Origin of the sequence: Exiguobacterium sp. USCH10, from assembly GCF_037619445.1 — a bacterium.
Taxonomy (GTDB): Bacteria; Bacillota; Bacilli; order Exiguobacteriales; family Exiguobacteriaceae; genus Exiguobacterium; species Exiguobacterium aestuarii_A.
Window position 1 is genome coordinate 1 of record NZ_JAQPZO010000003.1, and the last position, 26,508, is coordinate 26,508.

30 protein-coding genes and 1 pseudogene are annotated in these 26,508 nt (G+C 48.3%); 4 read left to right on the forward strand and 27 right to left on the reverse strand.

The window, feature by feature from the left end:
• The 8 genes and pseudogenes from PQI28_RS07145 to PQI28_RS07180 all read right to left on the reverse strand — a co-directional run.
• Positions 1-107: pseudogene (locus PQI28_RS07145) on the reverse strand (IS200/IS605 family transposase); the annotation flags it as partial.
• An 80-nt stretch (positions 108-187) separates the two neighbouring features.
• The gene (locus PQI28_RS07150; RefSeq protein WP_339962856.1) at positions 188-364 is read right to left on the reverse strand and encodes a hypothetical protein; all 177 of its coding nucleotides are present in this window, start codon (positions 362-364) and stop codon (positions 188-190) included.
• Positions 365-499: 135 nt separating this feature from the next.
• The gene (locus tag PQI28_RS07155) at positions 500-778 is read right to left on the reverse strand and encodes a hypothetical protein (protein ID WP_012727334.1); all 279 of its coding nucleotides are present in this window, start codon (positions 776-778) and stop codon (positions 500-502) included.
• A gap of 57 nt (positions 779-835) precedes the next feature.
• The gene (locus tag PQI28_RS07160) at positions 836-1,885 is read right to left on the reverse strand and encodes a C45 family autoproteolytic acyltransferase/hydolase (RefSeq protein ID WP_214784760.1); all 1,050 of its coding nucleotides are present in this window, start codon (positions 1,883-1,885) and stop codon (positions 836-838) included.
• 63 nt (positions 1,886-1,948) lie between these two features.
• The gene (locus tag PQI28_RS07165) at positions 1,949-3,685 is read right to left on the reverse strand and encodes a methyl-accepting chemotaxis protein (RefSeq protein WP_339962857.1); all 1,737 of its coding nucleotides are present in this window, start codon (positions 3,683-3,685) and stop codon (positions 1,949-1,951) included.
• 95 nt (positions 3,686-3,780) lie between these two features.
• Positions 3,781-4,236 (reverse strand): hypothetical protein, encoded by a 456-nt coding sequence (locus tag PQI28_RS07170; RefSeq protein WP_214784766.1) that lies wholly within the window; start codon positions 4,234-4,236, stop codon positions 3,781-3,783.
• Positions 4,237-4,247: 11 nt separating this feature from the next.
• Positions 4,248-4,670 carry a 3-hydroxyacyl-ACP dehydratase FabZ gene (gene fabZ, locus PQI28_RS07175; protein ID WP_214694486.1) on the reverse strand — a complete coding sequence of 141 codons (423 nt, stop codon included), beginning with the start codon at positions 4,668-4,670 and terminating at the stop codon, positions 4,248-4,250.
• Between the two features lie 13 nt (positions 4,671-4,683).
• On the reverse strand, positions 4,684-4,944 hold the full coding sequence (locus tag PQI28_RS07180; protein ID WP_214784769.1) for a DNA-directed RNA polymerase subunit beta: 261 nt from the start codon (positions 4,942-4,944) through the stop codon (positions 4,684-4,686).
• A gap of 194 nt (positions 4,945-5,138) precedes the next feature.
• Between PQI28_RS07180 and mscL the strand changes: the two genes are divergently transcribed.
• Positions 5,139-5,516, forward strand: coding sequence for a large conductance mechanosensitive channel protein MscL (mscL, locus tag PQI28_RS07185; protein ID WP_214784772.1), 378 nt, complete (start codon positions 5,139-5,141; stop codon positions 5,514-5,516).
• Between the two features lie 26 nt (positions 5,517-5,542).
• Here mscL and PQI28_RS07190 read toward each other — a convergent pair whose 3' ends face one another.
• The 4 genes from PQI28_RS07190 to PQI28_RS07205 form a co-directional block, all read right to left on the reverse strand.
• Positions 5,543-6,640 carry a glycerate kinase family protein gene (locus tag PQI28_RS07190; RefSeq protein WP_339962858.1) on the reverse strand — a complete coding sequence of 366 codons (1,098 nt, stop codon included), beginning with the start codon at positions 6,638-6,640 and terminating at the stop codon, positions 5,543-5,545.
• A gap of 65 nt (positions 6,641-6,705) precedes the next feature.
• Positions 6,706-7,488, reverse strand: coding sequence for a flagellar hook-basal body protein (locus PQI28_RS07195; RefSeq protein ID WP_339962859.1), 783 nt, complete (start codon positions 7,486-7,488; stop codon positions 6,706-6,708).
• A gap of 11 nt (positions 7,489-7,499) precedes the next feature.
• On the reverse strand, positions 7,500-8,273 hold the full coding sequence (locus PQI28_RS07200) for a flagellar hook-basal body protein (RefSeq protein ID WP_339962860.1): 774 nt from the start codon (positions 8,271-8,273) through the stop codon (positions 7,500-7,502).
• 98 nt (positions 8,274-8,371) lie between these two features.
• Positions 8,372-10,327, reverse strand: a complete 1,956-nt coding sequence (locus tag PQI28_RS07205; RefSeq protein WP_339962861.1) for a HAMP domain-containing sensor histidine kinase — start codon at positions 10,325-10,327, stop codon at positions 8,372-8,374.
• A gap of 187 nt (positions 10,328-10,514) precedes the next feature.
• On the opposite strand from PQI28_RS07205, the gene PQI28_RS07210 reads away from it, so the two are divergent.
• Complete coding sequence (locus PQI28_RS07210; protein ID WP_339962862.1) at positions 10,515-12,296, forward strand: sensor histidine kinase; 1,782 nt, start codon at positions 10,515-10,517, stop codon at positions 12,294-12,296.
• Complete coding sequence (locus PQI28_RS07215; protein WP_214784784.1) at positions 12,277-13,056, forward strand: response regulator; 780 nt, start codon at positions 12,277-12,279, stop codon at positions 13,054-13,056. The genes PQI28_RS07210 and PQI28_RS07215 overlap by 20 nt, the downstream gene beginning before the upstream one ends.
• A 40-nt stretch (positions 13,057-13,096) precedes the next feature.
• Here PQI28_RS07215 and PQI28_RS07220 read toward each other — a convergent pair whose 3' ends face one another.
• A complete protein-coding gene (locus PQI28_RS07220; RefSeq protein WP_339962863.1) occupies positions 13,097-13,858 on the reverse strand; it encodes an SDR family oxidoreductase in 762 nt (253 codons plus the stop codon).
• Between the two features lie 187 nt (positions 13,859-14,045).
• Between PQI28_RS07220 and PQI28_RS07225 the strand changes: the two genes are divergently transcribed.
• Positions 14,046-14,552, forward strand: coding sequence for a hypothetical protein (locus tag PQI28_RS07225; protein WP_214784787.1), 507 nt, complete (start codon positions 14,046-14,048; stop codon positions 14,550-14,552).
• A gap of 68 nt (positions 14,553-14,620) precedes the next feature.
• On the opposite strand, the gene PQI28_RS07230 is transcribed toward PQI28_RS07225, so the two are convergent.
• The 14 genes from PQI28_RS07230 to PQI28_RS07295 all read right to left on the reverse strand — a co-directional run bounded on the left by PQI28_RS07230 (position 14,621) and on the right by PQI28_RS07295 (position 26,095).
• Positions 14,621-15,607 (reverse strand): rod shape-determining protein, encoded by a 987-nt coding sequence (locus PQI28_RS07230; protein ID WP_074035900.1) that lies wholly within the window; start codon positions 15,605-15,607, stop codon positions 14,621-14,623.
• Between the two features lie 81 nt (positions 15,608-15,688).
• The gene (murA, locus tag PQI28_RS07235; RefSeq protein ID WP_339962864.1) at positions 15,689-16,990 is read right to left on the reverse strand and encodes a UDP-N-acetylglucosamine 1-carboxyvinyltransferase; all 1,302 of its coding nucleotides are present in this window, start codon (positions 16,988-16,990) and stop codon (positions 15,689-15,691) included.
• Positions 16,991-17,233: 243 nt separating this feature from the next.
• On the reverse strand, positions 17,234-17,452 hold the full coding sequence (locus PQI28_RS07240) for a DUF1146 family protein (RefSeq protein ID WP_074035896.1): 219 nt from the start codon (positions 17,450-17,452) through the stop codon (positions 17,234-17,236).
• 201 nt (positions 17,453-17,653) lie between these two features.
• Positions 17,654-18,844 carry an EAL and HDOD domain-containing protein gene (locus tag PQI28_RS07245; RefSeq protein ID WP_214784791.1) on the reverse strand — a complete coding sequence of 397 codons (1,191 nt, stop codon included), beginning with the start codon at positions 18,842-18,844 and terminating at the stop codon, positions 17,654-17,656.
• A 150-nt stretch (positions 18,845-18,994) separates the two neighbouring features.
• Positions 18,995-19,405 (reverse strand): F0F1 ATP synthase subunit epsilon, encoded by a 411-nt coding sequence (locus PQI28_RS07250; RefSeq protein WP_012727354.1) that lies wholly within the window; start codon positions 19,403-19,405, stop codon positions 18,995-18,997.
• A 28-nt stretch (positions 19,406-19,433) separates the two neighbouring features.
• A complete protein-coding gene (atpD, locus tag PQI28_RS07255; protein WP_074035892.1) occupies positions 19,434-20,852 on the reverse strand; it encodes a F0F1 ATP synthase subunit beta in 1,419 nt (472 codons plus the stop codon).
• Positions 20,853-20,886: 34 nt separating this feature from the next.
• The gene (gene atpG, locus PQI28_RS07260) at positions 20,887-21,744 is read right to left on the reverse strand and encodes an ATP synthase F1 subunit gamma (protein ID WP_074035890.1); all 858 of its coding nucleotides are present in this window, start codon (positions 21,742-21,744) and stop codon (positions 20,887-20,889) included.
• A 36-nt stretch (positions 21,745-21,780) separates the two neighbouring features.
• Positions 21,781-23,289, reverse strand: a complete 1,509-nt coding sequence (gene atpA / locus PQI28_RS07265; RefSeq protein WP_078147660.1) for a F0F1 ATP synthase subunit alpha — start codon at positions 23,287-23,289, stop codon at positions 21,781-21,783.
• An 18-nt stretch (positions 23,290-23,307) separates the two neighbouring features.
• Complete coding sequence (locus PQI28_RS07270) at positions 23,308-23,841, reverse strand: F0F1 ATP synthase subunit delta (RefSeq protein WP_339962865.1); 534 nt, start codon at positions 23,839-23,841, stop codon at positions 23,308-23,310.
• Positions 23,841-24,368, reverse strand: coding sequence for a F0F1 ATP synthase subunit B (gene atpF, locus PQI28_RS07275; protein WP_074035884.1), 528 nt, complete (start codon positions 24,366-24,368; stop codon positions 23,841-23,843). The genes PQI28_RS07270 and atpF overlap by 1 nt, the downstream gene beginning before the upstream one ends.
• A gap of 71 nt (positions 24,369-24,439) precedes the next feature.
• The gene (gene atpE / locus PQI28_RS07280) at positions 24,440-24,661 is read right to left on the reverse strand and encodes a F0F1 ATP synthase subunit C (RefSeq protein ID WP_012727360.1); all 222 of its coding nucleotides are present in this window, start codon (positions 24,659-24,661) and stop codon (positions 24,440-24,442) included.
• Between the two features lie 65 nt (positions 24,662-24,726).
• Complete coding sequence (gene atpB / locus PQI28_RS07285; protein WP_339962866.1) at positions 24,727-25,464, reverse strand: F0F1 ATP synthase subunit A; 738 nt, start codon at positions 25,462-25,464, stop codon at positions 24,727-24,729.
• A complete protein-coding gene (locus PQI28_RS07290) occupies positions 25,464-25,871 on the reverse strand; it encodes an ATP synthase subunit I (RefSeq protein WP_214784793.1) in 408 nt (135 codons plus the stop codon). The genes atpB and PQI28_RS07290 overlap by 1 nt, the downstream gene beginning before the upstream one ends.
• On the reverse strand, positions 25,868-26,095 hold the full coding sequence (locus tag PQI28_RS07295; protein WP_026825087.1) for a hypothetical protein: 228 nt from the start codon (positions 26,093-26,095) through the stop codon (positions 25,868-25,870). The genes PQI28_RS07290 and PQI28_RS07295 overlap by 4 nt, the downstream gene beginning before the upstream one ends.
• Between the last annotated feature and the right edge of the window lie 413 nt (positions 26,096-26,508).

A 26,508-nucleotide genomic window follows, 5' to 3' on the forward strand; every position in this document is an offset into this window, starting at 1 on the left:
TCTACATCGTTACGAAGGAATATCTTTCTTCTGTATCGAGGACAGAAAACGAAGTGATAATTGATTAGAGAAACAGTGGTATGAGTTCTTCTATAGTTGGTTTCCATATGAATATTGTGTCAGTTTAACCAACAAACTGCAACAAGAAGATTTCCAGATACTTGAAGCGCCAAAACCTTCGGATTCTTTACTGACACTCCGCATCCTGCCGAGCTTTAATCCCACCCCTAAAGGAGTGGGCTTTCCCGCTCGGAAATTCTGTAAGATAGACCAATTTATCTGGCATAATCTCTTTCGCTAACTCAATCATGTCAATCGCAAGCTCATCAAAATTTCGATACATTTGGAACTCATATGAGTGCATATTATCCCCCCAACCTCATTCATATCTCATTATAACGAATTCTGATGATGTTTATGTAAAAAAATTACATAAAAAGAGTCCTCTATTTTTCTAGAGCGACTCCTTCCGAACCGATACGTTTACATTTACTCTCACTTACCCCCGACTCTTCCGCGTTAACGTCAATCCGCCAAATCCACTGATGACGGCAATGTAAAATCCTAAATCGTAGAACCAGCCGGTGTTATTCACTTCATATACTCGATACGTGTCATTGAATAACCCTAAAATGAGTGAAATCGGTGCAATCCACCCGTGCCAGATTCCCCAGAAAAAGCCTGCCGGGTCCGTCGTGTACGTCCCGTCGCCGGGCACACATCCACCGAGTAGTGTCACGAGCGTGAGCATAATGAGTATGATGCCAAATCGTTTCATCTTTCATCCCTCCTGTTATGTGTATTCCCGTTTCTACAAAAAAAGCACTGACAAATGTCAGCGCCAAAGTTGGACCGTATTCGCAAACTCGATATCGGTCGCGAGTTCCCCGTCAAGCGCATGAAGGTCGAAGTCTTCTCCGTCGAGCCATTTTTGGAAGTCGAAGATGACCGGGTCCCGGTCTCCGCCGAGCGCGAACCACGTCTCGAGCGTTTCTGGGAAATAAGCCGCTGTATGAATCGTCCCCGCCCAGCTCTTATACAGTTCTGAGAAGACGCCCTTGTCGGTGTCGTTCATGAGGCGGAACGCACTCTCTGCGTCTTGAATCAAATGCTGTACCACTTTGATTTCCATCATGCGACGCGTGGAATCGTCCAGGTGGTAGCGATTCTCGTGTTGCAGTAACTCGAAATGGTTCGTGCATATATTGGATTCCCGTACTTGGATATCCCGTGGTGTCGCCTCGATTACGCGTGTCTTCGACGACTTGTCGTGGACGACGTACGTGAAGGAACCGCGATGCGGAATCTCTTTTAATAAGTCGACTGCTTCCTCCACGGTCGCGCACGTCTCGAGAATGATGCGCCCAATCATCTGGCAGACAAATCCGTCACCTGGTCGACGTCGGTTAATAAAATTGTACCCCATCGCGAGACCTTTCTCATTCATCCCGTCCATGCGTCCCGTGACACGAGAGACTGGTCCGATGACGGCATATCCGTCGTCCGGTTGAAACACGTTGTAGCGCCCATCGTACGTCATCGGATGATAGTCATAGTTTCGCACGAGGAAGTTGTCTCCTGTCAGAATCGAACACCCGCTGATTGGATTATTGACTCGGAAATGTCCGAAGTGAAGCAACGTATCATTGAGAGACAGTTTGAGCTCGTCTTGAAGCCCGATCAACTCTTCCCAAATCTTCGGAGCCACTGCATCAAAAGCAGCCTTCGCCTCCTTCGCGTCAATCTCAAATCGGGGCACGCGTAGTTTCCACTGGTCCGTCCGATTCTCGAGCAGTTGACTGCGTTTTATATATTTACCTTGAAAGCGACCGAAGTCATAATGACTTCCGCGAAATTGTGTCAGTTCACTAGAGAATTGTTGCATAAAAAAACCTCCCTTGCGCCCATTATAGCGGACACAGGAGAGGTCTGTCTGAAGTGAGACTGCTTATAACTTGAACTGACGACTCATCTGTTGCATCGATTCCGCTGTCGTCGACAAATCTTTGACGAGACGGTTCATCGTCTCACTTGTCGCCGACATCTGCTCCGTCGAAGCGGCCACTTCCTCGTTCCCGGCCGTGCTCTCTTCTGAGATGGAAGCAATCTCTGACAAGCCGTGCTGGATATGGTCTTGGTTCGTCTTCACCCGATCGAGCTGACTACGCATCGAGCCCGTCAGCTGTTGCATATGGCGGACACTTCGTTCAATTTCCATGAAAGCGTGCTTCGTCGACTCGAGCGTTTCCTTCCCTTCCTCTGCCGCCGTCATACTTTCTGTGAACGTCTGGCCGAGGGCGATCGAATTTTGTTTGACGCTTCCGACAATCTCTGAGATCTCACTGACAGACTCGGCGACACTGTCAGATAGCTTCCGAATCTCCGAAGCGACGACCGCAAACCCTTTCCCGTGTTCACCCGCACGAGCCGCCTCGATCGCTGCGTTCAATGCGAGCAGGTTCGTCTGTTGTGAGATTTGGCGAATCATCGTGACGAGCTCCGTCACCTCGTCCGCCTGTTGCTCGAAATCACGGACTTGTCCTTGTGACGACTTCACCTGTTCATGGATATGTGTCATCTGGTCGACGGCACTCTCCATATAGCGAAGCCCATCCATCGTCACCCGACTGACGACTTCTGCCTGTTCGCTCACTTGGTCTCCGTCTGACGTGGTTTGCTCGACGAGCGTCGAGAATTCGTTCATATGTCCATATAAGCGCATCGTCAATACACTTTGATTTTCAACACCGCTCGCAATCTCTTCCATCGTATAAGCGATTTGACGAGACGCATCATTCACTTCTTCCGAGATGCTCGAGACGTTTCCACTCTCGTCCTTGACCGTCTGCGCCGACGTTTGGATCCCAGAGATGAGGTCTTTCAACATATGGGTCATCTTATCCATTGATACCGTCAGACGTTTGATTTCATCATTTGATTTCAATTGAATGGTTTCGACTTCTTTCGTCGCCGTCGCCAAATCGCCTTCGGCAATCGACGTCGCGACGCGTTCTAACGCTTGAAGAGGACGTAACTTCCAGCCAAGATAGCGCCAAATGATGACTCCCGATCCTGCAAGTAAAATGAGAAGACCAATGAGGATTGGTGGCAAACTCTCGGTCAACACATCTCCTGTGATTGCTGAGACTTCTGTGGCTGCCTTGTCAATTCCAAGGACCCCGATGACCTCGCTACCACGTTTGATTGGAACGAGCACTGTCACATACTTCCCGTATTCCGGATCGTCAATGACGTTCGTTGTGACCGTATCGCCATTGAACGCATTCATCGCTCCTTCGTATGTCATCGCCGTAGTAGGTGTCCCGATGTCTGCTGCATCCGCTTGACTCAAACCATCGATGATGATTTGGACTTCTTCGCCCTCGGTGGCAATCGTATACACATACATGGCCCCGATTTGTTGGCGATATGTATCGAGATATTCTCGCAACTGTTCGTACTGCTCATTTTTTGACGGTTTTTTCATGAATGACGCATATGCATCCGCATCTAATGTCTCGTTAATCCGTTCTCCATCTTCAATCATCGTCGCATGCAACGTGCTGAGTACGGAATGCTTCGTACTAAAATATTGCACGACCCCGAACAAGACGATGAGCAAGGTGACGAAGGCTAACATCGCTAATACAATGCGCTTTTGTAACGACTGTGTTTTCTGTTTCATCTCGATTTCCTCCATTCTATCCTTACTCTTTGTATCGGACAGAATGCATCAATCTCCACATAAAAACAGACGATTTTCGACAAAATCGTCTGTTTTTATTCAAGGTTTGTCGAATCGATAACTTCGAGCGGAATCGTAACTTCCGTCTCGCCTTCCTCTACAAGATGGAAGAGTGGAAGTGTATCCGCTACGAAAAGATCAGGGTCGACGTCGGTCTGATATTCATACGTTCGAATGTCTTCTTCCCGCTCTGCAATCAGTTCGCCGAACGGAATCGCAATCCGTTCTCCATCGACCTCATAACTCATGACCGTCGTCGGATCGAGGCGGCGATTTTCTAGCATGCGAATCGTGAAGAGCATTGTTGTATTGTTCGTTCGTTCAAGCGAAACGGCAATCGCATCGGATTGTCCCGCCCGCTTCTCAATCATCGCCTCATCCACGTTCTGTTCATAAACAATGTTCTCTTCGTTCGACTCTTCCGTCTGTAGTTGCTGACAGCCCACAATCGTCATTAAGCCAACTAGTAACACAATTACTAAAGCACGCATCCCATTTCTCCTTACTTCAAGGCGAAAGTGAGTTCTGCTTCACAAGCAACTTCTCCATCGACTGTGGCCACGGCACGTCCTTTACCGATTGGACCACGAATTTTCATGATTTCTACTTCAAGGCGAAGCTGATCACCCGGGACGACTTGACGTTTGAAACGACAGTTGTCAATCCCTGCGAAAAAGGCAAGCTTGCCTCGATTCGATTCGTCTTTCAACATTGCGAAAGCACCGACTTGTGCGAGTGCCTCGACAATCAAGACGCCTGGCATGACGTTATAGTCTGGGAAATGCCCGTTAAAGAACTCTTCGTTCGCCGTGACATTTTTTAATCCGACAGCACGCTTCTTTTCTTCGACTTCGATAATTCGATCAACTAACAGAAACGGGTATCTGTGTGGGATTACTTCTTTAATTTGCTCAATTGTATACATCCATCCACCGCCTTTAAGAGGTTAGCCAAAAATCGGTGATATGGCGCCACGTCTCGATGTCAAACACATCTTTCCAGTCGCCTCCGCCAATGACGCTATATCCAATGATTGCTCCAAGGGCGAGCATCGCGATTGCCAACACTAAAACGACGAGTACACGCAGTAAGATCGGGAATCGACGATGATTCGACAATCGTGATCGCTGCTTCTGCTTCGTCTCTTGTTCTGGTGAACCTTTTTGTTCTTCCGAACTCGTTTGTTCATCGTTCGCCACGTCCAACCATCCTTTCAGCTAAAATGATTATATCATATTAGTACCTGGTATTAAAATGCGTAAATTGCTACCTTTTTAGTGTACCCTATGCACAAATGTCGAACAAGCATCCTTCCCTGACAGAAGCTGAACGATTTTTTCCTTTCATCATAAATATGCTACGCTTATGCTATTCCATGTCAGGAGGTTTGTTTATGTTAAAAGAGTTTAAAAAATTCGCGATGCGCGGGAATGTCATCGATCTCGCTATCGCGGTCGTACTCGGTGCGGCGTTCACGGCCATCGTCAACTCGCTCGTCAATGATATCTTTATGCCGCTTCTCGGAATCATTATCGGAGGAATTGATTTTTCGAACTTAAAAGCGAGCGTACTCGGAGTGGACGTCTTATACGGGAACTTCATTCAACAGATTGTATCGTTCATCTTGATTGCTTTTGCCCTCTTCCTAATCGTCAAGATCATCAATCGTCTACAACGTGAGAAAGAAGTCGAAGAGGCCGTTGCCCCGACCCCTACGAAAGAAGAGCAGTTGTTGACTGAGATTCGTGACTTACTAAAAGAGCGTCCATGACAAGCTAAAAACGCTTTGACGAATCGTCAAAGCGTTTTTTCGAGGACATGGCGAACCCGTTGGACTGCATTCGTCAATAACGGGGCGGCTTCCCATATTGCTTCTTCTAGTGTCATGATGCGTGACACGATTGGAAAGACGGCGACAATCCCTGATTCCACATGAGCGGTCAAGTCAGATTGTCCGGCAAACACGAGTGTCGGGACCCCGTATGTGTGGGCGAGACGCGCCAACCCGTAAGGCGCTTTCCCCTCTAAACTTTGTGCATCAAACTTCCCTTCTCCTGTGATGAGCCAATCTGCCCCTTTCACATGGTCTTCGAACCTTGACCAACGGACGACTTCTTCGATGCCACTCATATAGGTCGCCCCAAGTTGCAGGAGCGCGAATCCGATACCGCCTGCCGCACCGGCTCCGTCGAGTGACTTCATATCCTGATTGAAGTGACTCGCATAGTCGTCGAGTAACTGATTGTAGCGAACCACATCGTCCGCTGCCAACCCTTTCTGGGGACCGAACACGTGCGCAGCACCTCGTTTTCCCGTCAACGGATTACGTACATCAGAAGCCATTCGCCACTCAACGTCCCTTACTCTCGGGTCGAGTCCTGACCAATCGATGGAAGCGACGTCTGCAAGTTGATGTGGCATCGAGGATACAGCTGCATCGCTCGCATCTAGAAAACGAACACCTAGCGCCTCAAGCATCCCTTTCCCACCATCAATCGTCCCGCTCCCGCCAAGCCCGATGGTGATAACGCCCGCTCCCCGGTCTAGCGCATGAACAATTTGATGCCCGACGCCGACTGAACTATAGCGCCATGGGTCGACGTGGGTGAGGAGCGTTAACCCTGTCGTTTCCGCCACTTCAATCACGGCGTGTTTCGTTAATGGTTCAAAACCGAAACGTGTAGGACGCTTCGTCCCATCCAAGCACGTAACGACCTCTTCCACGATGACCGCATCCTCATGCGTTGCGAGCCACGCATCAAGAAATCCTTCTCCTCCATCTGAAATTGGAATAGCGATGACGTCATGCCCCGGCAAGGCACGACGGACAGCTTGATTCGCTTCCATACTCGACAATGAACCTTTGAATGAATCCATGGCGACCACGATTCGCATCTCGTTGACCTCCCTCTCCATAACTTATACAAAAACCGCCTCTCTCACGGAGAAGCGGTCATACTTTACGGACGTAATGCCGTGACAAGCCCCATCATCTGATCACTCATCGAAAGGGCACGCGAGTTCATTTGATAGGCACGTTGTGTGATGGTCATGTCGGTCATCTCTTTCGTCAAATCCACGTTTGACGACTCGAGTGTCCCTTCCATCAACAAATTCCCTAACGGACGATCGACTTCGGTCTCGAGGTCGGCTGCGAATACGTTATCACCGAGTGGGCGCAGTTCAGACGTATTCCGGACTTCTACAATATCGAGTCGTCCAAATTCCTGTTCGACACCGTTCACGCTCGCCACGACTACACCGTCTTGACGAATGCGATGCTTCGTCGCCTCGTTCGGCATCGTGATTGCATTGCCGTCATCTCCGAGGAGCGGGTTTCCGTTCACATCGACGAGTGTCGTCTCATCACCGACAGACAGCTGCATGTTTCCGCTACGTGTCACGCCGACACCGTTCGGCGTGTCCACGACGAAAAATTGACGGCTCGCCTTCAAGAAGACATCGAGACCGCGATCTGTCATGCGGACTTGTCCAATATTGAATTGTTGGGTGATATCAGCGACATGGCCGCCGACCCCGATGCGAATGCCATTCGGCGTATCCCGACCGACTTCGAATTCTGGACGTGGTTGGTTATCATACGCTTGCGATAAGAGTGACGCGAAGTGCCCTTGTTGACGTTTGAAGCCAACCGTATCGACGTTCGCGATGTTATGACCTGTCACATCCAGTTGACGCTGAAGTTGAGACAGGGAGTTGACCGAATTATAAATGGACTGCATGGTGTTCCTCCTTAACGAACGCGAGCGATTTCGATGGCTCGCTCGGCACTTTTATCATACGCTTGGACGACTTTTTGGTTCGCTTCAAATTGACGATACGTCATCATGAGATCGGCCATCGTCTGGTCGAGGTTGACGTTTGCTTCCTCGATGAAGCCCTGTAACACGTCAACTTGTGCCGGTGCAGGCGCGTCGCCTGTCACGCGCCAATCGTTCCCGACTTGTTCGAGTGTCGTCAAGTCATCGATCTGATAGGCACCGAGTGTCGCCACGTTTTGACCGAGCGACGTGATGACCCCATCTTTCCCTACCTGAAACTCGCTCGAAGGGAGCTGGATGCGTTCCCCTTCATCGGAAAGTACGTATCCACCGTCTGCTGAACGAAGGAATAACCCCTCATCAATCGAGAAGCGGCCGTTCGTCGAGTATAACGTCTCGCCTGCCTGTTCGACCGCAAACATCGGTGCACCTGTAAAATCAGCAGGAGCCTTCAAATAAAGATCGGTTGGACTTCCTGATTCCGTGATACTCCCTGCCGAGAAGCGTGGCATCGTCTCTTGAAGGTAGACACCCATAGAAAGGGTGCCGACTTCCCCGTTCACGCGCGACTTCCCATTATCGGGATTGCTCACCTGCGCGAGCAACATCTCTGGAAACGATCGGACCACGCCGTCAGACGCCTTGAAGCCCGGTGTTCTCACATTGCCAAGGTTATTGCTTAAAATTTCTTGTTGGCGCTGAAGGGCATTCATCGCGCCTGCCGCTGTATATAATCCGCGTAGCATTGTCGTCTTCCTTTCGTCCTGTAACATGATTCACTCTTTATATCGTACCAAATGAGCGATGCATTCACCGTTTTTTCAAAAAAAGTTCATCCTACGTTTTAGGATGAACTTTCTTCGTTTATATGATCGACCATCGGTAACTCGACAATCATCGTCGTTCCTTCTCCGATTTGAGAACGGACATCAATCGTGCCACCGTGCAATTGGACGATTTCTTTACAGATCGATAATCCTAATCCAGTGCCGCCAATGCGACGACTTGCTTCGGATTGGGACCGATAAAACTTATCGAAAATCCGACTGGCGTCTTCCTCGGAAAGCCCCAGACCTTCATCCGTGATGGCGATTTGAATCGTGTCTTCTTCACACGTCACATCGACACTCACATTTCCACCGTCCGGGGAGTACTTGATGGCATTGTTCAGAATGTTCGAGAACACCTGTCGTAGCTGGGCCGGGTCTCCCGCCACAAAGAGCGTTTCATCACAGTCAAAGTGGAAGAAATGGTTCTCCGTCGACCCTGCGTGAATCTCGAGTAAGTCGGATAGTAAGTCATACAAACTCTCGACTTTAAACTCAGGCGTCCCCATACCTGCCTCCATTTTTTGAACGTCTAACAAATCGCTCACGAGACGCTCGAGACGTTTCGTCTCACTCGCAATCATTTCCAAGTAGCGCTCTCGTTTCGTCTCTTTTAAATCCCGACTCTTGAGCAATTCTGAAAATCCGAGAATCGATGTGAGCGGTGTCCGCAACTCATGCGATACGGTTGCGACGAGTTCCGTCTTCACTCGATTGATTTCTGTTTCCTGGGTAATATCACGTGATACGAAGATGACACCGACACGCTCGTTCTGCAAATCGATTGGTTCGGCATACATCCGAATCGTCTTCTGACCGTCTTGCATCGTGTACGTGAACGTCTCATCGAACATCCCCTCTTCTTTCGCACGTTTCGTGAAGCGGTTCAGTCCTTCTTTGTCATCAATCTGATTCATGAACATCGGATAATACATCGCAATCGGATATAAACTCCCACGTTCGGTTGTCGGGATTGGATGTTCATATAAATCAAAGAGCGCGCTGTTTCCGAATCGTTCATTCGTCTTGAGTTCCGTGTAGACGATTGAGTCACGCATCGTGTGCAAGATTCGCGCGGTCTTTTCACGCTCCAGGTCGACTTGATCTTGTTGAGTCCGAAGCGATGTCGCCATCTCATTAAATGCCTTAGACAATTGACCGACCTCATTTTGTAGCGGTTTAATCGGGATGAGAGTCGCACTCGGATTCGTTGCGAGCCGCTCACTGTTCGTCATGAGCGTCTGCAACTGATTCGTCAGTCGTAAAATATACGGTTGTAAGCCAACGAACAACAAGAAGAGTGCACCGAGTAAAATCAAGAGCCACATCCATTGGGCTTGCACTAACTGTTTCGAGAGTGCATCGCGTAATTCACTTTCTTGAAAGTCGAGATCTGCCCGATAGTCGGTAAAGACCGACTCCATATCGACGATGCTTGCACTCATGTCCGCAGCGTTACTTGAGTTGAGCTTAAATCGCGTCTGGGTGGACGTCTCATTTTTCGGCATGAATTGCCCGACCGTACGCATCTGCAGGAATTCTTCATCCACTTCCCCTGCCTGCTTCGCAATCACATATTGTTCAAGCGCGGGCATGACGCGTGTCGTATAAATGGAGAAAAGGAGTCGCGCATCTTCCGCGAACTGCGTTTCTTCCTCATTACTTGCCTGTGTTTCAAACCAGGTCGTTTGCTCATCGATATTCGTTTGAGCCTTACGTACTTCCTCTAACAAGGCGTTTTCCCCAAGGAGGACGTGACCGCGTAACTCATACTGCATCGATTGCCACGTTTCAAATAAATCTGTCGCCCGTGCACGTTGCTCACTGATTCGCTCCAATTGAACGGTCGTTTGTTGAATCGATTGTTGCGTATAAAAATAGGTCCCAACCGATGTAAGCGTCACTAAGGCAATCAATATATAAAAAATGGTCATCATTTGTCGACTAATGCGTTGTTCAATCCAACGTTTCATGGAATGCCTTCTTCCTTTACTCCTGGACTGCCTCATTTCGTACGGTGAATGACTTTTTCTGTTCAAACAAAAAAAGTTCGGGTACGATGATGAGACGGAGAGTCACTGCAAAAAATCCATTCACCTATTAGGAAGAATAACGCAATGACCTCACAAGAAACTCACAAAGAATGAAGGGAATGTGCGCATGACTCGTAATCGAATGACGTTTATCTTCATCCTTGTGATGTTGATTGGCGTCAGCCTCACTTTATTGATTCGACATCAGTCAATCAATCCAACTGTCACCGTGAAACAAGGTGAAGCCTCGCTTCTTTCTTCTTCGGTTGACGAAGAGATTCTGCGCCTCGATGGATCGTGGCGTTACGAATCCGGGATTGTCTCAAACGTTGATCGTCGCTCCTATCGAACCATCCCATTTACGACACCATACAAAGAATCCACATATGAAATCGACCTCTCACTTCCAGAAGGAACGTATGCGTTACTCATTCCTTCCTCACTGTCCTCCTCTACGATTTTGATTGATGGAGCCTCTGTTGACACAACGCGCATCGGAAATAATCGTTCAGGTGAACAACCTTCACTTCTGTTACTTGACGATGGAATGAAAGAATTCAGATTGACGGTTCAACAGACACAACAAGCAGGGAATTCAATGCCTATCGAAGAAAGTATATTGGTCGGCCCGTTACACCAGATTATGACGACTCAAAATGCTTATACCGGATACGAATTTTTCATGTTGCTCATTTCACTGCTGATTGCCGCGTTCTATGCCATCGTTTACTTGTTCCATCGAAACGAGCGGTTGTACGGCTATGGAACGGCCTTCTTTATGCTGGTGAGCCTCTCCCTCATGTCTCGGGACGGCATGTGGATCTCAGGAAGTGATAAGTTGACATTAAGTTTGACCTTATTGAGCATGAATATGTTGATTGAATTTTCGAGATGTTTAGAACGTGTACCGTTCGATCGTTTTTTAGCGATTTTGAGGTACCCGCTTTATGGAATGACCGTTTTAGCTGTCCTCCTACCTCAATCCATCTATAGCGTATTCGAATACTTTGTATGGATCATTGTATTGTTCATCTCGTTCTTTTGGATCGGATTGAACATTGGATGGCTTCTTGAAAAACAAAAAAATACGAATAAGCTCGAATTATTAACATTCACACTTGCCCAAATCATTGGGTATATCGGCATTATGATGTCGACGTTTATCGTGTCTTCCAATCAACAATTGTATGCCAATACGTTTACCATCGTTTACTTCTTATTGATGTTTTTACTACTACCGATTCACTTGTCTACGGACAAAAAGAAAAAGCAACAAGTCGAAGCTTTGGCCTCACAACATGAGATGTCATTCTTCAACGCCCAAATCAAACCACACTTCCTCTACAATACGTTTGGGAATGTGATTGCACTGTGCTATACGTCACCACCTGATGCCGCTCGTCTGCTTAGTCATTTAAGTACGTACGTCCGGTTCATTTTCGAAAATGGTCGTACCGATTACGATATCTCCATTCGACAAGAAGTGGACATGATTGACTCTTATCTCGCCATCGAACAGACTCGGTTCCGCGATTCGTTCGAGGTCGTGAAGGAGATTGATGACTCTCTATTAGACTCTACGATTCCGTCGCTACTGATTCAGCCACTCGTTGAAAATGCAGTTCGGCACGGTCTTTACCGGCATCCGGGGCAAAAACGCCTGACACTCTCCATTCAAGAACAGGATGGGATGATTGATATCCGAGTTCGTGATACAGGGAGCGGATTTGACACTGGTCAATCGAACGAATCATCAGGCATTGGAATCTGTAATATAAAACGCCGAATTGAACATCTTCCTGGTGCAACATTTGATTTAACTTCTACTCTAAATAGAGGTACTGCCGTTCACTTGCGATTACCCAAACAAGAAAGGACGAATCACGTAAATGCGTACGATTTTAATTGAAGATGAACATCATATTTTAGGGATGATGGAACGAATTGTGAAAGAAGAGCCTTCTCTTGAATGGGTCGGTTCGTTCCAAAGTCCGACTCAAGCTCTCACGTTTATTCAAGAACATCCGGTCGACCTCGTCTTTTTAGATATCGAAATGCCTGAGATGACCGGTCTTGAGCTTGCGACCTATTTACCGGAACGGACGCAAGTCGTCTTCACCACCGCACATCAACAGTATGCCGTCGAAGCGTTTAATCTGCATGCGACGCATTACTTGCTGAAGCCGATTACAGAACAGATGATCCATAGCGTCATTCCACGTATCGTTCAGCGCTATGAGGCAATCCAACAAAAAAATCCACATCAATCTTGTCGTATTCAATTCCTGGATCGTTTTTCGGTTCGAACGCAGGATGGAAATCTTGTGAAATGGCCCACTCAAAAAACCGAGGAGTTATTCGCCTACCTGGTCTATCATCGAAAACAAGTCATCAACAAATGGGTGCTCGCGGAAACACTCTATCCGGACATCGATGAACCACAGCGCGCCCTACACAATGTGTACAACGCCATCTATCGTTTGAAAAAGACGCTAGCAGAGCACGAACTCGATATTACGGTGAAGACAATCAATAATGGTTACTCCATCGAACTCGGTGAGTCCTGTGCGTGTGATTATTACGAATGGCTTGATTCAGCACAACCTTCAATCCCTAAGACTGAACTACAGAATCGATTGTTTATCGATAAAGACTATACATGGCACTAAGAAAAAGCATCTCGCGCAAAAAGCGAGATGCTTTTGTATATTAACGCCCCGTGAATCCACCATCTACATGAAGATGTTGCCCATTCACCCATGCTCCGTCTCTTCCCATCAAGAAAGCCACGAAACGCGCCGTATCTTCCGGCGTTCCTACCCGATTGTATGGGAACAATGGGAGCAGGTGCTGACGAAGTTCATCGCCAATCCATCCCGTATCTGTCGGACCCGGATCGAGTGCATTCACGGAAATCCCGTACTTCCCTACTCCGTTTGCGAGTGCAGGTGTGATCGCAATCAATGCCCCTTTTGTCGCAATATACGCTAGGTTATTCGCATCAGCCCCACCCGATACTAAAAACAAAATGCGACCGTCTTGATATCCCGCTTGCTGATAACGTTCAACAAACGCAAAAGTGAGTCCGAGTGCTCCTTCGTTGTTCACCATATAATGTTGCCTCAATACGTCGGTCGTAAAGTTCTCGGCGCTCACATGACTCTCATAGGTCGCGTTATGAATCAGTCTGCTTGGTATGCCAAGTTTAGCTTCAATCCGATCAAGTAGTGCAACTTCATCACCCGAGGCCAAGTCATACGCCTCATGCTCCACACGGGCACCCTGCTCGGTCAACTCTTGAACGAATCGATCGATGAAGCCTCTCTCTTCCCCGACTCCGTCGGTCGCGTCAAACGGACTCCAGTGCGTCAAATACAAGTCATGCCCCTCATGTGCGAGTTTTCGTGCGATGGCAGCCCCAATGCCTTGATTGCGACTGACTCCGGTAATGAGTGTAAGTGGTTTGTTCATCATGTCCTCCGATTCGATTTTTTATGTTGTTCAGTCATTTAGTGAATCGGTGCCATCATGATTCCCCTCTCATTCCTTAATGATTTCATTATATACAATTTCACCCATATATAACCTATATATTTGTAGTCCCTTCAGATATGATGAAGGTATATGATTCATCACATCGGTATTTGGAGGCGTTTATATGAAAAAGTTAATCATGACGACATTCTGTACACTGACCATCATTGCTGTCTTCTATGCCGCTTGGTCAGATGAATCGTTTGTAACCCTTACCCAATCCGTCGACGTAGATCAAAACGAATTGGAGCGTTACTTGACGACTGAAGTCATGTCCCCTAATTTCGGTGGGGACGTTTACGCGAGTTATCATATTCTCGGGACGAGTATGACTCGACAGGAAGTGTATGTATGGGCGCTTCTTCAAGAGTATTACCCAAATCATCAACAACTCGAACGAGGGACAGGGATGTCTGTTCCAATCGTCTTACGCATTGACCAATCCACAGGGGGATCACGAATAGTCGATCATACGTTACCTCGCGACGGTTCCTATTATCCTAGCGATTTATACACCTTATTCCCGTTACGTATTTCTATCGGCATTATGTATTATCCAATCGAACTTACCAACCGTCTACAACATCAACTTGAAACAGAGTTACCCCTTCCTGTATCGAATGAGTACTGAGGTTGAAACTCATAAGTCTCAATCTACCCAACATAAAAACAGGCGACCGCGCGCGGTCGCCTGTTCGTTTATTTCAATCGATCTAAGTTTTCGAGCATGATTCCTGTTCCGTGCGCTACACTGAGCGTCGGCTCTTCAGCCATCATGACTGGGAGCATGACACGCTCGGCGACGAGTTGATCGAGACCGTGAAGGAGTGATCCCCCACCTGTCATGATGATACCACGGTCGATGATGTCAGCCGCGAGCTCCGGTGGTGTCTGTTCAAGGACACGTTTCGTCGCTTCAACGATCTCGTTCGCTGACTCGGCCATCGCTTCACGGAGTTCTTCCGACGTGATCGTCACTGTACGTGGCAATCCACGTACCATGTCACGTCCGCGAATGTCCATCGACTCGTTACGTCCACCTGGGAACACCGTCGCAATTTCTTTCTTGATTTGCTCAGCTGTCCGTTCCCCGATGATGAGTTTATGCTTCTCTTTGATGGCACGGAGAATGTCCGTGTCGAAACGGTCCCCTGCAATCTTGATTGTTTCACCGCACACGATATCACCCATCGAGAGGATGGCGACATCTGTCGTCCCCCCACCGATGTCGATGATCATGTGACCGACCGGCTTCCAGATGTCCATGCCCGAACCAACAGCTGCTGCTTTTGGTTCTACGGCGAGGAAGACTTCTTTCGCCCCTGCTTTTTCAGCAGCCTCACGAATTGCTTTCGCTTCGACTGGCGTCACGTTCGCAGGTGTACAAATCAACATGCGAATGCCTCCGAAGAAGCCACGGACTTGAATTTTCTCGATGAAGTGACGGAGCATTTCTTCTGTGGTGGCGAAATCGGCGATGACTCCATCACGAAGAGGACGGATCGCCACGATATCACCAGGTGTACGACCAACCATCTCATACGCTTCTGAACCGACTGCTAGCACTTTCCCTGTAGAGCGTTTCATCGCAACGACTGAAGGTTCGTCTAAGACGATTCCTTTCCCTTTTACGTGAATGACAACGTTTGCTGTCCCTAAATCAATCCCGATATCTTTTGAAAACATGATGTATAGGTTCCTCCGTTCATTTCTTCATTGAAAAGAGCGAGAAGAGTCTCTCCTCGCTCTCGAATTCGTGCTCGTTTCTTAGTTCTGAACCATTTCACTCGTGACTTCGACAGTTCCTTGAATGCGCTCGATGTCGGCACCGAGTGCTTGAAGTTTTTTGTGGAAGTCCACGTATCCACGGTCGATATGATATAAATCACCAACGCGTGTCTCTTCTTCTGCGATGAGACCCGCTAGAATAAGTGCTGCTCCGGCACGAAGATCTGTTGCGACGACCTCCGCTCCTTGAAGACGAACGCCACCTTTGACGATTGCTGAACGTCCTTCAATTTTAATGTCCGCATTCATGCGACGGAATTCTTCCACGTGCATGAAGCGATTTTCAAATACTGTTTCTGTAATCACTGATGTGCCGCCTGCTTTCAAGACGAGAGCCATCATTTGTGATTGCATGTCTGTCGGGAATCCAGGGTGTGGCATCGTCTTCACATCGACCGGCTTCAACTCATCCGGCGCTGAGACGCGCATGCCTTCCGCTGTATCTTCGAAGTGTACACCCATCTCTTCCATTTTTGAAATCAGTGGACGAAGGTGTTCACGTTCTGCACCGATGACTTCGATGTCACTTCCTGTGATCGCACCAGCGACAAGGAATGTCCCTGCTTCGATGCGGTCAGGAATGATTGAGTGTTCTGCACCGCGGAGTGTTTCCACACCTTCGATGCGAATCGTTTCTGTACCTGCGCCACGTACGTGTGCGCCCATTCCGTTCAAGAAGTTCGCAAGGTCTACGATTTCAGGCTCTTTCGCGACGTTCTCGATGATCGTTGTGCCTTCTGCAAGCACAGCTGCCATCATGATGTTCTCCGTCGCACCAACAGATGGGAAGTCCAAGTAGATTTTTGCGCCTTGGAGACGACCTTCTACAGAAGCTTCCACGAATCCGTTGCCGATGACTGTCTTCGCACCCATCGCTTCGAATCCTTTTAAGTGGAGGTCAATTGGACGTGAGCCAATTGAGCAACCGCCCGGCATTGCGACACGCGCATGACCGAGACGAGCCAAAAGAGGTCCCATGACGAGGATTGAAGCCCGCATCTTCCGAACGTACTCGAGCGGTGCTTCATCTTTGATGTCGCCCGACGCATCGACAATGACTTCATTCTTCTCTTCATTGAACGACACCTCTGCACCGAGGTGACGAAGTACTTTATTAATCGTGTACACGTCCGCAAGACGTGGTACATTTTGTAAGATTGACTTTCCTTCGCTAGCTAACAGAGTGGCAACCAATGTTTTGAGTACAGCGTTCTTTGCTCCCTCAACGCGCACAGTACCTGACAGTTTACGTCCTCCACGGACTACAATCAAATCCTTCATATCTCTCTTTGTCCTCCAACTTCATTGTTTTTTTATATAGTGCGTCGATATCCGAGTTCGGATGTGATGATGTCGATTATTAGAATGGTTTGTAAAACGTGACCGTTTCTTCATTCGTAAATAAAATCGTAATAAATAAGTTCAAACAGAATGAAAAAAACATCATGTCAGACGAATTTATCCTACATGATAAACATATAGGAGTCGTTACAGCAGGATTACAGTTTGTTAAACATTCTGTGGCTACTGTATAGGTGCGAGCTCTTGTGCCAATCGGATATACTCCAAAAAGAACTGAGCAATCAACGAACCGAAGACGACGGCTACGAGAACGCGCAAGACAGCTGCTTGCGGGCTCCTCACTTGATTAAGCAACTTGTCCCATTTGACGGGTAAGAGTGCCCACCAAGCGACGTAAATCGCTATGACGTAAATCGCTAGCGAAAATACGGTATTGATCATCGACGATTCCCCTCTTTTCTAAAATTCGTACCATTTTTAATCATATCATGTCATGTTAGAGAAAAAAAGACACTATGTCTCAAGCTTCGAGCGGTTTTAGACCATTCGATCAACTCACTTTCTCCACAAGCACACCAAAAGGGACGTCATCCGCAGTAAGGCCTTACTACAGTAATTGACGCCCCTCACATATTTCAAACATTATTCACTCGATTCGTCAAGGTTACGGGACCAGCGGATGGCTTCTACGTAATATTGAGCCCAATCGGAATCTGTGTTATGAATAGGGATTGTCAATCGCTCATAGGCGATGACATCCTCGAGTAACATCCGCAACCCGTTCGGTTCTCCGAGTAGCGCAGCTTTCACTGGCGGGGCTACAGGCAGCTCTGCAATCAACGTCTGCATCGCCTCATCAAGAATGACATCGAGCGATGAGAAGATTCCCGTGATAAAGGCATCAAAGGAATTGACGCCACTATTTGTATCCTCCGCAATCAACTCCATCATCTTCCCTCGAATGACGCTTTGTTTAATCAATTCCTTTGATTCGGATGTCTGCATCTCACGAAGTAACATTAAATAGGACCAGCGTTTCAATTCATCTAACCCGATTCGGGCGACGGCCTGTTCGATTGACTGAATCGTGCGACGTCCTTTTTGATACACCGTATTGACGGAACGAAGCATTTTATACGATAAGTCGACACTCCGTTCGATTTGTGCTGAAATGCGTCGAAAACTAGGCTCTGGGCGATCCAGTTCTTTCAACACCTCAATGAGCGTATGACGCAGCGGATGGACTTCAGCCCCGTGTATGACGATCGGTCGGCTAAAGAAATAACCTTGGAACATCTTATATCCTAATCGTTTCGCAATCTCGTACTCTGCCGGTGTCTCGATTTTTTCTGCCAAAAACTCGACCCGGTGTCCGAGAGCATCGATTAACCTTTGCTGTTGCTCAACGGGTGTAGCTTGGTAATCTATCTTGATGATGTCAGCCAATCCAATCAAAGGGCGATACTTCTCTTCAAACACGAAGTCATCAAGTGCAATCGTATACCCTTGGCGTCTGAGCGATCGAAGAGACTGCAACACTTTCTCGGTCGGTTCGACGTGCTCGAGTACTTCAACGACGAGGGATTGACGAGGTAACAATGAGGGCACCTCTCCTTCAATCAACGTCTGTGGAAAGTTGATGAAAGCCCTCGTCCCTTCTGTTAATTCCCGAAAATTAAAGACGAGATAGGCGTTATGAATCACGTCAGCCGTTGCTAACGAATCATCGACATTCTCGAAAATGTTATTTTCGCTGCGGCGATACAACAGTTCGTAGCCGCAAACGCGTAATTGTTGGTCAAAAATCGGTTGTCGCGCAACGTAAACTTTCATTTCCTACTCTCCTTTACGATCATTCCCTCCTTTATTATCGGTCATCGTCTCTATATTTTTTACTATTTCCATGATTTAGGTTTGTGACGAAAGACCTATCTTGTCCGTCAAATACAAAAAAACTCCCACACTTTCGTGTGAGAGTCATTGTTATTCTTTCATATCGCGAATGCTCAAGCGGTTGATCGCTTTTTTGAGCGCAAGTTCCGCACGACGGAATTCGAGTTCTGAGAGCTTCGTGTCTTGGAGACGGCGCTCGGCCCGAACTTTCGCCGCAGAAGCGCGGTCATAGTCGATCTTATCCGCCATTTCGGCTGTTTCAGCTAAGATCGTCACCGTATCGGGACGAACTTCCATGAAACCGCCGCTGATTGCGATCAGCGTGCGTCCACCATCTTCGTGGCGCAGTTTGAGGACTGAGACGTCGAGTGGTGTCACCATCGGGATGTGCTTCGGTAAGATACCGAGCTCACCAGTGACCGATTTGGCGATGACCATTCGTGCGTCCCCTTCAAAGGCTGCACCATCCGGGGTGACGACGTTGACGTGAACAGTATTCATCGTCTAGTTTCCCCCTTCCGCGTAGGTCTTAGACCAACGTCTTCGCTTTTTCGATGACGTCTTCGATTGGACCAACGAGACGGAATGCATCTTCAGGAAGATCGTCGTGTTTACCTTCGAGGATCTCTTTGAAGCCGCGTACTGTCTCTTTGACTGGTACGTACGAACCTTTTTGGCCCGTGAACTGCTCAGCCACGTGGAAGTTTTGTGATAAGAAGAACTGAATACGACGTGCACGGTGAACCGTGAGTTTGTCGTCTTCAGACAACTCGTCCATCCCGAGGATTGCGATGATGTCTTGAAGTTCTTTATAACGCTGAAGCGTCTGTTGAACGTTACGCGCGACTTCATAGTGCTCTTTCCCTACGATTTCAGGAGAGAGGGCACGTGAAGTCGATGCGAGTGGGTCAACGGCTGGGTAAATCCCCATCTCCGAAAGACGACGCTCGAGGTTGGTTGTTGCATCAAGGTGAGCGAACGTTGTTGCTGGAGCCGGGTCCGTATAGTCATCGGCTGGTACATAAACCGCTTGAATCGATGTAACCGATCCTTTTGCAGTCGATGTGATCCGCTCTTGAAGCATACCCATTTCAGTAGCAAGTGTCGGCTGGTAACCTACCGCCGATGGCATACGTCCGAGAAGGGCCGATACCTCAGAACCTGCTTGTGTGAAACGGAAGATGTTATCAACGAAGAGAAGAACGTCTTGTCCTTGCTCGTCACGGAAGTATTCTGCCATTGTCAAACCAGTCAAGGCAACACGGAGACGTGCACCAGGTGGTTCGTTCATCTGACCGAAGACCATCGCTGTTTGCTTGATAACGCCTGAGTCCGTCATCTCGTGGAACAAGTCATTTCCTTCACGCGTACGCTCACCGACTCCTGCGAATACAGAAATCCCGCTGTGCTCTTGCGCGATGTTGTTGATGAGTTCCTGGATGAGGACGGTTTTCCCTACACCGGCACCACCGAAGAGGCCGATTTTACCACCTTTGATGTATGGTGCGAGAAGGTCGACGACTTTGATCCCTGTTTCAAGGATTTCAACTTTCGTTGACAGTTCGTCAAATGTTGGCGCTTGACGGTGAATCGGTGCACGAAGCACGTCAGCTGCCACTTCTTTATCATCGATCGGGTTACCGAGAACGTTGAAGACACGTCCAAGTGTCATTTCTCCAACTGGTACCGAAATCGGTGATCCTAAGTCAAGTACTTCCATACCGCGGCGAACGCCGTCAGTTGAGTCCATCGCAATCGTACGGACCGTGTCGTCACCAAGGTGAACAGCTACTTCAAGCGTCAAGTCGACACTAACATCGTCTGCTGTCGCTGCCACGTGTGTGACTTTGAGAGCGTTGTAGATGTTCGGTAAGTGGTTGTCGAACTTAACGTCGATAACTGGGCCCATGACTGCGACTACGCGGCCTTTCATGCCGTATTCGTTCATCGTGTTAGCCTCCTACAATCTAGAGAGCGTGCGCTTATTCAAGCGCCGACGCACCTCCGACAATCTCTGTGATTTCTTGTGTGATCGCTGCTTGACGCGCGCGGTTGAATTTGAGCTTGAGTCCGCGAATGAGTTCATCCGCGTTGTCTGTCGCACTCGACATCGCCGTCATCCGTGCTGCGTGCTCTGATACTTTCGCATCGAGCAATGCACCGTAGATGAGTCCTTCCGCATAACGTGGGAGGAGCGCCGCTAAGATCGTTTCTTCTTCTGGTTCGTATTCATACATCACATTGGATGCGGACTGTTCGATATCCCCGAGCGGGAGCAATTGTTGAATCTTCACTTCTTGGCTGATGACCGAGATGAACGAGTTGTAGCAAAGCTTCAATTCATCAATCTCGCTCTCGCTGAAGGCACCAACCGTCTGCTTGACGATTTCTGCGACTTCAACAAAAGTTGGTTGGTCGTTTAGCCCTGTCATCGCGCTATACACCGGAATGTTGCGTGACTTGAAGAACTGGACACCGACTTTTCCGATTACGTAAAGACGATACTCATCTGTTGATGTGTGCTTGTCTTTGAGTTCACGGTACACGTCACGCAAGACGCTGGCGTTGTATCCACCTGCGAGTCCGCGGTCTGACGTGATGACGATATAACCAGTCCGTTTGACGGGACGTACTTGAAGCATCGGGTGTGTCGCGCCTGATGTACCACCGGCGATCGACGAGATGACTTCTTGCAACTTGTCCATGTACGGCTTGAAGTTGGCGTTGTTCCCTTGGGCCCGGTTCAACTTCGATGCCGACACCATGTTCATCGCTTTCGTGATTTGCTTCGTGCTTTGGGTCGAGGTGATCCGCATCTGGATCTCACGTAATGATGCCATTTCGATTCACCACCTTAATAGACGCTCGTCACCGGATTAAACCGATGGCGAGAACGTCTTTTTGAATTCCGTAATTGCGTCGACCATTGCCTCGTCTGAAGGAAGGTTTCCTGTCTGACGGATTTCACGGCAGAGGTCTTTACGGTTTTGGTCGAGCCATGCGTTCATTTCTGTTTCGAAACGACGGATGTCTGTGACTGGGATGTCATCGAGATGACCTTTCGTGAGTGCGTAGATGATGATAACTTGCTTGTCTACAGAAAGCGGTGCGTTCAAGTCTTGTTTCAAGACTTCAACCGTACGCTGACCACGGTTCAACTTCGATTGTGTCGCTTTGTCGAGATCTGACCCGAACTGAGCGAACGCTTCGAGCTCACGGTAAGACGCGAGGTCAAGACGAAGTGTACCAGCAACTTTCTTCATCGCTTTCACCTGTGCCGAACCACCAACACGCGATACCGAGAGACCGGCGTTGATCGCTGGGCGTACCCCAGAGAAGAAGAGGTCCGACTGAAGGAAGATCTGACCGTCTGTGATCGAGATAACGTTTGTCGGGATATATGCTGAGATATCCGATGCTTGTGTCTCGATGAACGGAAGTGCTGTCAATGAACCGCCGCCGAGTTCGTCGTTCAACTTCGCTGCACGCTCAAGAAGGCGTGAGTGGAGGTAGAAGACATCCCCTGGGTAGGCTTCGCGGCCTGGAGGACGACGGAGAAGGAGCGAGAGCTCACGGTAAGCTGCCGCTTGTTTCGAGAGGTCATCATAGACGACGAGGACGTGTTGTCCACGGTCCATGAAGTACTCACCCATCGATACCCCAGCGAATGGCGCGAGGTAAAGAAGTGGTGCCGGCTGTGATGCCGATGCCGAAACGACGATTGTATAGTCGAGTGCGCCGTTTTGACGAAGCGTCTCTACTACGCCACGTACAGTCGATTCTTTCTGACCGATTGCGACGTAGATACAAATCATGTTCTCTTCTTTTTGGTTGATGATCGCATCGATGGCAACAGATGTTTTACCTGTTTGACGGTCACCGATGATGAGCTCACGCTGACCACGACCGATTGGAACGAGGGCGTCAATCGCCTTAATTCCTGTTTGAAGTGGTTCGTGAACCGATTTACGAGCCATAACGCCGTAAGCTTTACGCTCGATCGGGTTATAGTTGTCAGTCACGATTGGTCCAAGACCATCGATTGGTTGTCCAAGCGGGTTCACGACACGTCCGAGGAGTGCCTCACCGACTGGTACTTCCATGATGCGACCTGTACGTTTGACAGAGTCGCCTTCTTTAATGCCTTTGTAATCGCCAAGGATGATAATCCCGACGTTACCTTCTTCTAAGTTTTGCGCCAAGCCCATTACGCCGTTAGAGAACTCTACGAGTTCCCCCGCCATAACGTTATCGAGTCCGTGTGCACGAGCGATACCGTCACCTACTTGAATGACTGTACCTGTCTCGCTGACTTCGATTTCAGAACCGTACGAAGCGATTCGTTCTTTTAGCAGGGCGCTAATTTCTTCAGCTTTGATTGTCATTGAATTCACCCCTATTTCTTACGCATTCAACAATTCACGCTCGAGGCGTGTCAATTTCGTTTCGATCGTATCATCGTACGTCGTGTATCCGACTTGGACACGGAGTCCACCGATGACTTCTTCATCGACGACGTTCTTCAATTGGAGCGTCTTCCCGAGCTTCTGTCCGAAGACGAGTTCGACGTCTTTCAAGTCTGTTGCCGACAACGGGTAGGCGCTTGTGACAATACCCTCTGCAATTCCACGGTAGTCGTTGATATAGTCGCGGACGTATCGTGGCAAAGCGCGAACCTCTGTCGCACGGTCGTTTTCGACCATGACGAGAAGTGTGTTCACGACAATCGCCGTCATATCACCAAAGCTGTCTTTTAAAAGCTGTGCAAGCTCGCTGTCACTGACTGCTGGATTCGTTAAGAGATCCATGAGTTCAGGAGTCGCGTGGAGCACTTCATCGAGCAGACGCACTTCCGCTTCGACTTGGTCGAGCGTGCCTTGTTCCCGTGCTAAGTCGAAGAGCGCTTTGGCATAGCGTTTTGCTAGTGATGCGTTCATCAGTTCGCACCTTTCGCTTTAGACAGGAAGTCTGTGACGAGGGCACGTTGTTTCGCTTCATCGCCTTTAAGGTCTGATTGAAGGACGTGGCGTGCTGCCGAAAGCGCCTGTGTGACGACTTCCGTTTGAAGAGATTGTTTCGCAAGCTCGCGCTCACGCTCAATCGCTTTCTCTGCCTCGATTTTAATTTGTTCAGCTTCCAAACGCGCCTGCTCCACCAAGCGTGCTTGTTCTGCTTCTGCTTGTCGACGGCTTGCGTCGAGCATTTCTTTCGACTCTGTACGTGCTGCACTGAGTGCATCACGTTGTTCGACGACATAGTTTTCCGCATCTTTGCGGCTCTTTTCAGCGAGTTCAATCTCGTTCGCTACATACTCTTCACGCTGTCTCATCATTCCAAGGAGTGGTCCCCAAGCAAATTTCTTCAACAGGGCCAAGAGTACGAGGAATGTGAAAATTGTAAAGATCATATCTAGAATGCGGAGGCCTTCGCCACCAGCACCAGCTGCAATCATCATCGTATCCATGCATACCCTCCTCTTGACTAAATAAGTGAGGGAGACGTGCTCCCTCTCATGCTATTCTCGTTAACTCGGAATCAAGAGTTGAGGAGAAGGAAACCGACAGCCACACCGATGATCGGGAGGGCCTCAACCAAACCGATACCGATGAACATTGTTTGACGAAGTTCGTTTTTGAGTTCTGGTTGACGTGCTTGTCCTTGTACTGTTCCGTATACGATCAAACCGTTACCGATACCAGCTGCGAGTGCTCCAAGACCGATAACAAGTGCTGTTGCGAGAAGATTAAGTTGTTCCATTGTGTATATTCCTCCTAAAAGTTAAGTAAATAATTTGTTTGTAACGCTTTGGCGAGATGTCCGAATCAATGTTCGGCCGAAGCTTTGTGCCCGATGTACACCATTGCAAGCGTCAGGAAAATGTAGGATTGGATAACCCCGATAAAGATTGAGAAACCTTGCCATAGAATCATTGGGAAGACCGCAAAGATTGCGCCGAGCGGGTTAAGTGCTCCTTCGGCTGTAATCGCGAGTCCCAAGATGATGGTAATCATGATTTCACCGGCAAAAATGTTACCGTATAGACGCAAACCGAGCGTCAACGTGTTCGCAAACTCCTCGATCAATTTGATCGGAAGCAAGAACCAGACTGGTTTTACGAATTCCGCCGAATAGTGTTTCAATCCGTGTAGCTTCACCCCATAGTAATGCGACATTGCAACGACGAGTGTCGACAACGCCAAGGTTACGTAAGGATCGGCCGTCGGTGAGTTGAACCACAGATAGTGTCCGGAAATGACGTTAAACGGTAGACCCATCAAGTTTGAGAAGAGAATGAACAAAATCAATGTCATCCCAAATCCGATAAAGCGTCCTCCTGTCTTCCAGTCCATCGCACTAGCGATGATTCCACGCACGAACTCCGCGAAGAATTCCATGAAGTTTTGTTTGCCAGTCGGCTTCATAGCCAAACGTCTTGTTCCCCAGATGGCGAATACGAAGACGAGTAACGCTGCTATTAGCACTGTAATGACGTTCGTCCAGCTCCCGTATAACGTATAGTCCCCAAAGTGCAGAGAATATGTGGGAAACTCATGACCCATTAATATTCACCTCTTTTCCTGCTGAGCTGGGCAAGTGTGAACTCGCCAAATTGTATGATGTGGCCGGCGATTAGACCAGTTACCACCGCGATGACGGATACCCGATCTTCATAGAAAAGACCGACTATCACTGCTAACGCACCGACCGCCATTCTTGAAACGGTCCCGTGCGACTTTGGTCGACGTCCATGCTCGATGACGTCATACATGCGAATGACGCTTCGATTCTGCATATGTAGAATGATGAGACTTCCGACCCCACCGATGAACAACCCGAGAAATACGGCTTTATACATCGGGATGATGAATGCGCCGATGAGCAAAATCGCAAACCAGACGGTAAACCATTTCGTATAACGCTTCATCAGTTCTTTCTGTGCTTTTCTGTCTGCTTGAATCGTATTCATTCGTCCTCTCCTGTCAATAAACTCCGAAGGGTGAGAACTAGCGCCGTAATCCCGAACACGAGTCCGAGGATGATCGACACATTCCAACCAAACGTGCCCCAAAATTCACGTCTTTCGCCGTACTGTCCGACGAGATAACCGATGACGATCGGTCCAGCAAGTGCTGTTGAAATTTGTGAAGCGAGCGAGGCATAGGATAGGTAACGATTGTCTTTTTTCGCCATCCCGGTCCCCCTTTCACGCACGGTGCGCTTCTCTCTTCTTCACGGATTCACACTCGCGTGACCATCAAAAGTCACACAAGTTCAGAGTAATAGAAATGGCATAAGAAGTCAATGAATTTCACAATTATAAAAGCGCTTTAAATCAAGTCGTATCAATAGTTTTACGCACTTCATAAAGTAAACGATTGATGCACTTTTTAAAGAAAGTGTGAAGAAACGTTGAAATAAAAATGTTAACTTTATAACATTTCACAAACGGAATCAGATGAAGAATAGTTCAGTTATACCCCCACGTTTTGGAAATTTCAATCGGTAAACGTTTACGTTCACAAAGAGTTACGAAACGGTCGTTGACTTCATTTTGAAATCGTTTTCAACGTCCTGTTTCAGTATACCGAGGATGTTTTTGCCAT

Bases quoted from the DNA above. Each gene is read 5' to 3' on its own strand.
- atpD (WP_074035892.1), bottom strand. From the start codon at position 20,852: ATGAACGAATACGGCATGAAAGGCCGCGTAGTCGCAGTCATGGGCCCA.
- PQI28_RS07155 (WP_012727334.1), bottom strand. From the start codon at position 778: ATGAAACGATTTGGCATCATACTCATTATGCTCACGCTCGTGACACTA.
- PQI28_RS07200 (WP_339962860.1), bottom strand. From the start codon at position 8,273: ATGCTACGCGGATTATATACAGCGGCAGGCGCGATGAATGCCCTTCAG.
- atpF (WP_074035884.1), bottom strand. From the start codon at position 24,368: ATGGATACGATGATGATTGCAGCTGGTGCTGGTGGCGAAGGCCTCCGC.
- PQI28_RS07295 (WP_026825087.1), bottom strand. From the start codon at position 26,095: ATGGCGAAAAAAGACAATCGTTACCTATCCTATGCCTCGCTCGCTTCA.
- PQI28_RS07190 (WP_339962858.1), bottom strand. From the start codon at position 6,640: ATGCGAATCGTGGTCGCCATGGATTCATTCAAAGGTTCATTGTCGAGT.
- PQI28_RS07220 (WP_339962863.1), bottom strand. From the start codon at position 13,858: ATGAACAAACCACTTACACTCATTACCGGAGTCAGTCGCAATCAAGGC.
- PQI28_RS07290 (WP_214784793.1), bottom strand. From the start codon at position 25,871: ATGAATACGATTCAAGCAGACAGAAAAGCACAGAAAGAACTGATGAAG.
- atpB (WP_339962866.1), bottom strand. From the start codon at position 25,464: ATGGGTCATGAGTTTCCCACATATTCTCTGCACTTTGGGGACTATACG.
- PQI28_RS07170 (WP_214784766.1), bottom strand. From the start codon at position 4,236: ATGCGTGCTTTAGTAATTGTGTTACTAGTTGGCTTAATGACGATTGTG.
- PQI28_RS07165 (WP_339962857.1), bottom strand. From the start codon at position 3,685: ATGAAACAGAAAACACAGTCGTTACAAAAGCGCATTGTATTAGCGATG.
- PQI28_RS07250 (WP_012727354.1), bottom strand. From the start codon at position 19,405: ATGAATACTGTTCACGTCAACGTCGTCACCCCGGATGGTGCAGCCTTT.
- atpE (WP_012727360.1), bottom strand. From the start codon at position 24,661: ATGGAACAACTTAATCTTCTCGCAACAGCACTTGTTATCGGTCTTGGA.
- PQI28_RS07230 (WP_074035900.1), bottom strand. From the start codon at position 15,607: ATGTTTTCAAAAGATATCGGGATTGATTTAGGGACAGCAAACGTTGTC.
- PQI28_RS07205 (WP_339962861.1), bottom strand. From the start codon at position 10,327: ATGAAACGTTGGATTGAACAACGCATTAGTCGACAAATGATGACCATT.
- atpA (WP_078147660.1), bottom strand. From the start codon at position 23,289: ATGACAATCAAAGCTGAAGAAATTAGCGCCCTGCTAAAAGAACGAATC.
- PQI28_RS07215 (WP_214784784.1), top strand. From the start codon at position 12,277: ATGCGTACGATTTTAATTGAAGATGAACATCATATTTTAGGGATGATG.
- PQI28_RS07150 (WP_339962856.1), bottom strand. From the start codon at position 364: ATGCACTCATATGAGTTCCAAATGTATCGAAATTTTGATGAGCTTGCG.
- PQI28_RS07160 (WP_214784760.1), bottom strand. From the start codon at position 1,885: ATGCAACAATTCTCTAGTGAACTGACACAATTTCGCGGAAGTCATTAT.
- murA (WP_339962864.1), bottom strand. From the start codon at position 16,990: ATGAAGGATTTGATTGTAGTCCGTGGAGGACGTAAACTGTCAGGTACT.
- PQI28_RS07225 (WP_214784787.1), top strand. From the start codon at position 14,046: ATGAAAAAGTTAATCATGACGACATTCTGTACACTGACCATCATTGCT.
- fabZ (WP_214694486.1), bottom strand. From the start codon at position 4,670: ATGTATACAATTGAGCAAATTAAAGAAGTAATCCCACACAGATACCCG.
- atpG (WP_074035890.1), bottom strand. From the start codon at position 21,744: ATGGCATCATTACGTGAGATCCAGATGCGGATCACCTCGACCCAAAGC.
- PQI28_RS07210 (WP_339962862.1), top strand. From the start codon at position 10,515: ATGACTCGTAATCGAATGACGTTTATCTTCATCCTTGTGATGTTGATT.
- PQI28_RS07270 (WP_339962865.1), bottom strand. From the start codon at position 23,841: ATGAACGCATCACTAGCAAAACGCTATGCCAAAGCGCTCTTCGACTTA.
- mscL (WP_214784772.1), top strand. From the start codon at position 5,139: ATGTTAAAAGAGTTTAAAAAATTCGCGATGCGCGGGAATGTCATCGAT.
- PQI28_RS07240 (WP_074035896.1), bottom strand. From the start codon at position 17,452: ATGATCAATACCGTATTTTCGCTAGCGATTTACGTCATAGCGATTTAC.
- PQI28_RS07195 (WP_339962859.1), bottom strand. From the start codon at position 7,488: ATGCAGTCCATTTATAATTCGGTCAACTCCCTGTCTCAACTTCAGCGT.
- PQI28_RS07245 (WP_214784791.1), bottom strand. From the start codon at position 18,844: ATGAAAGTTTACGTTGCGCGACAACCGATTTTTGACCAACAATTACGC.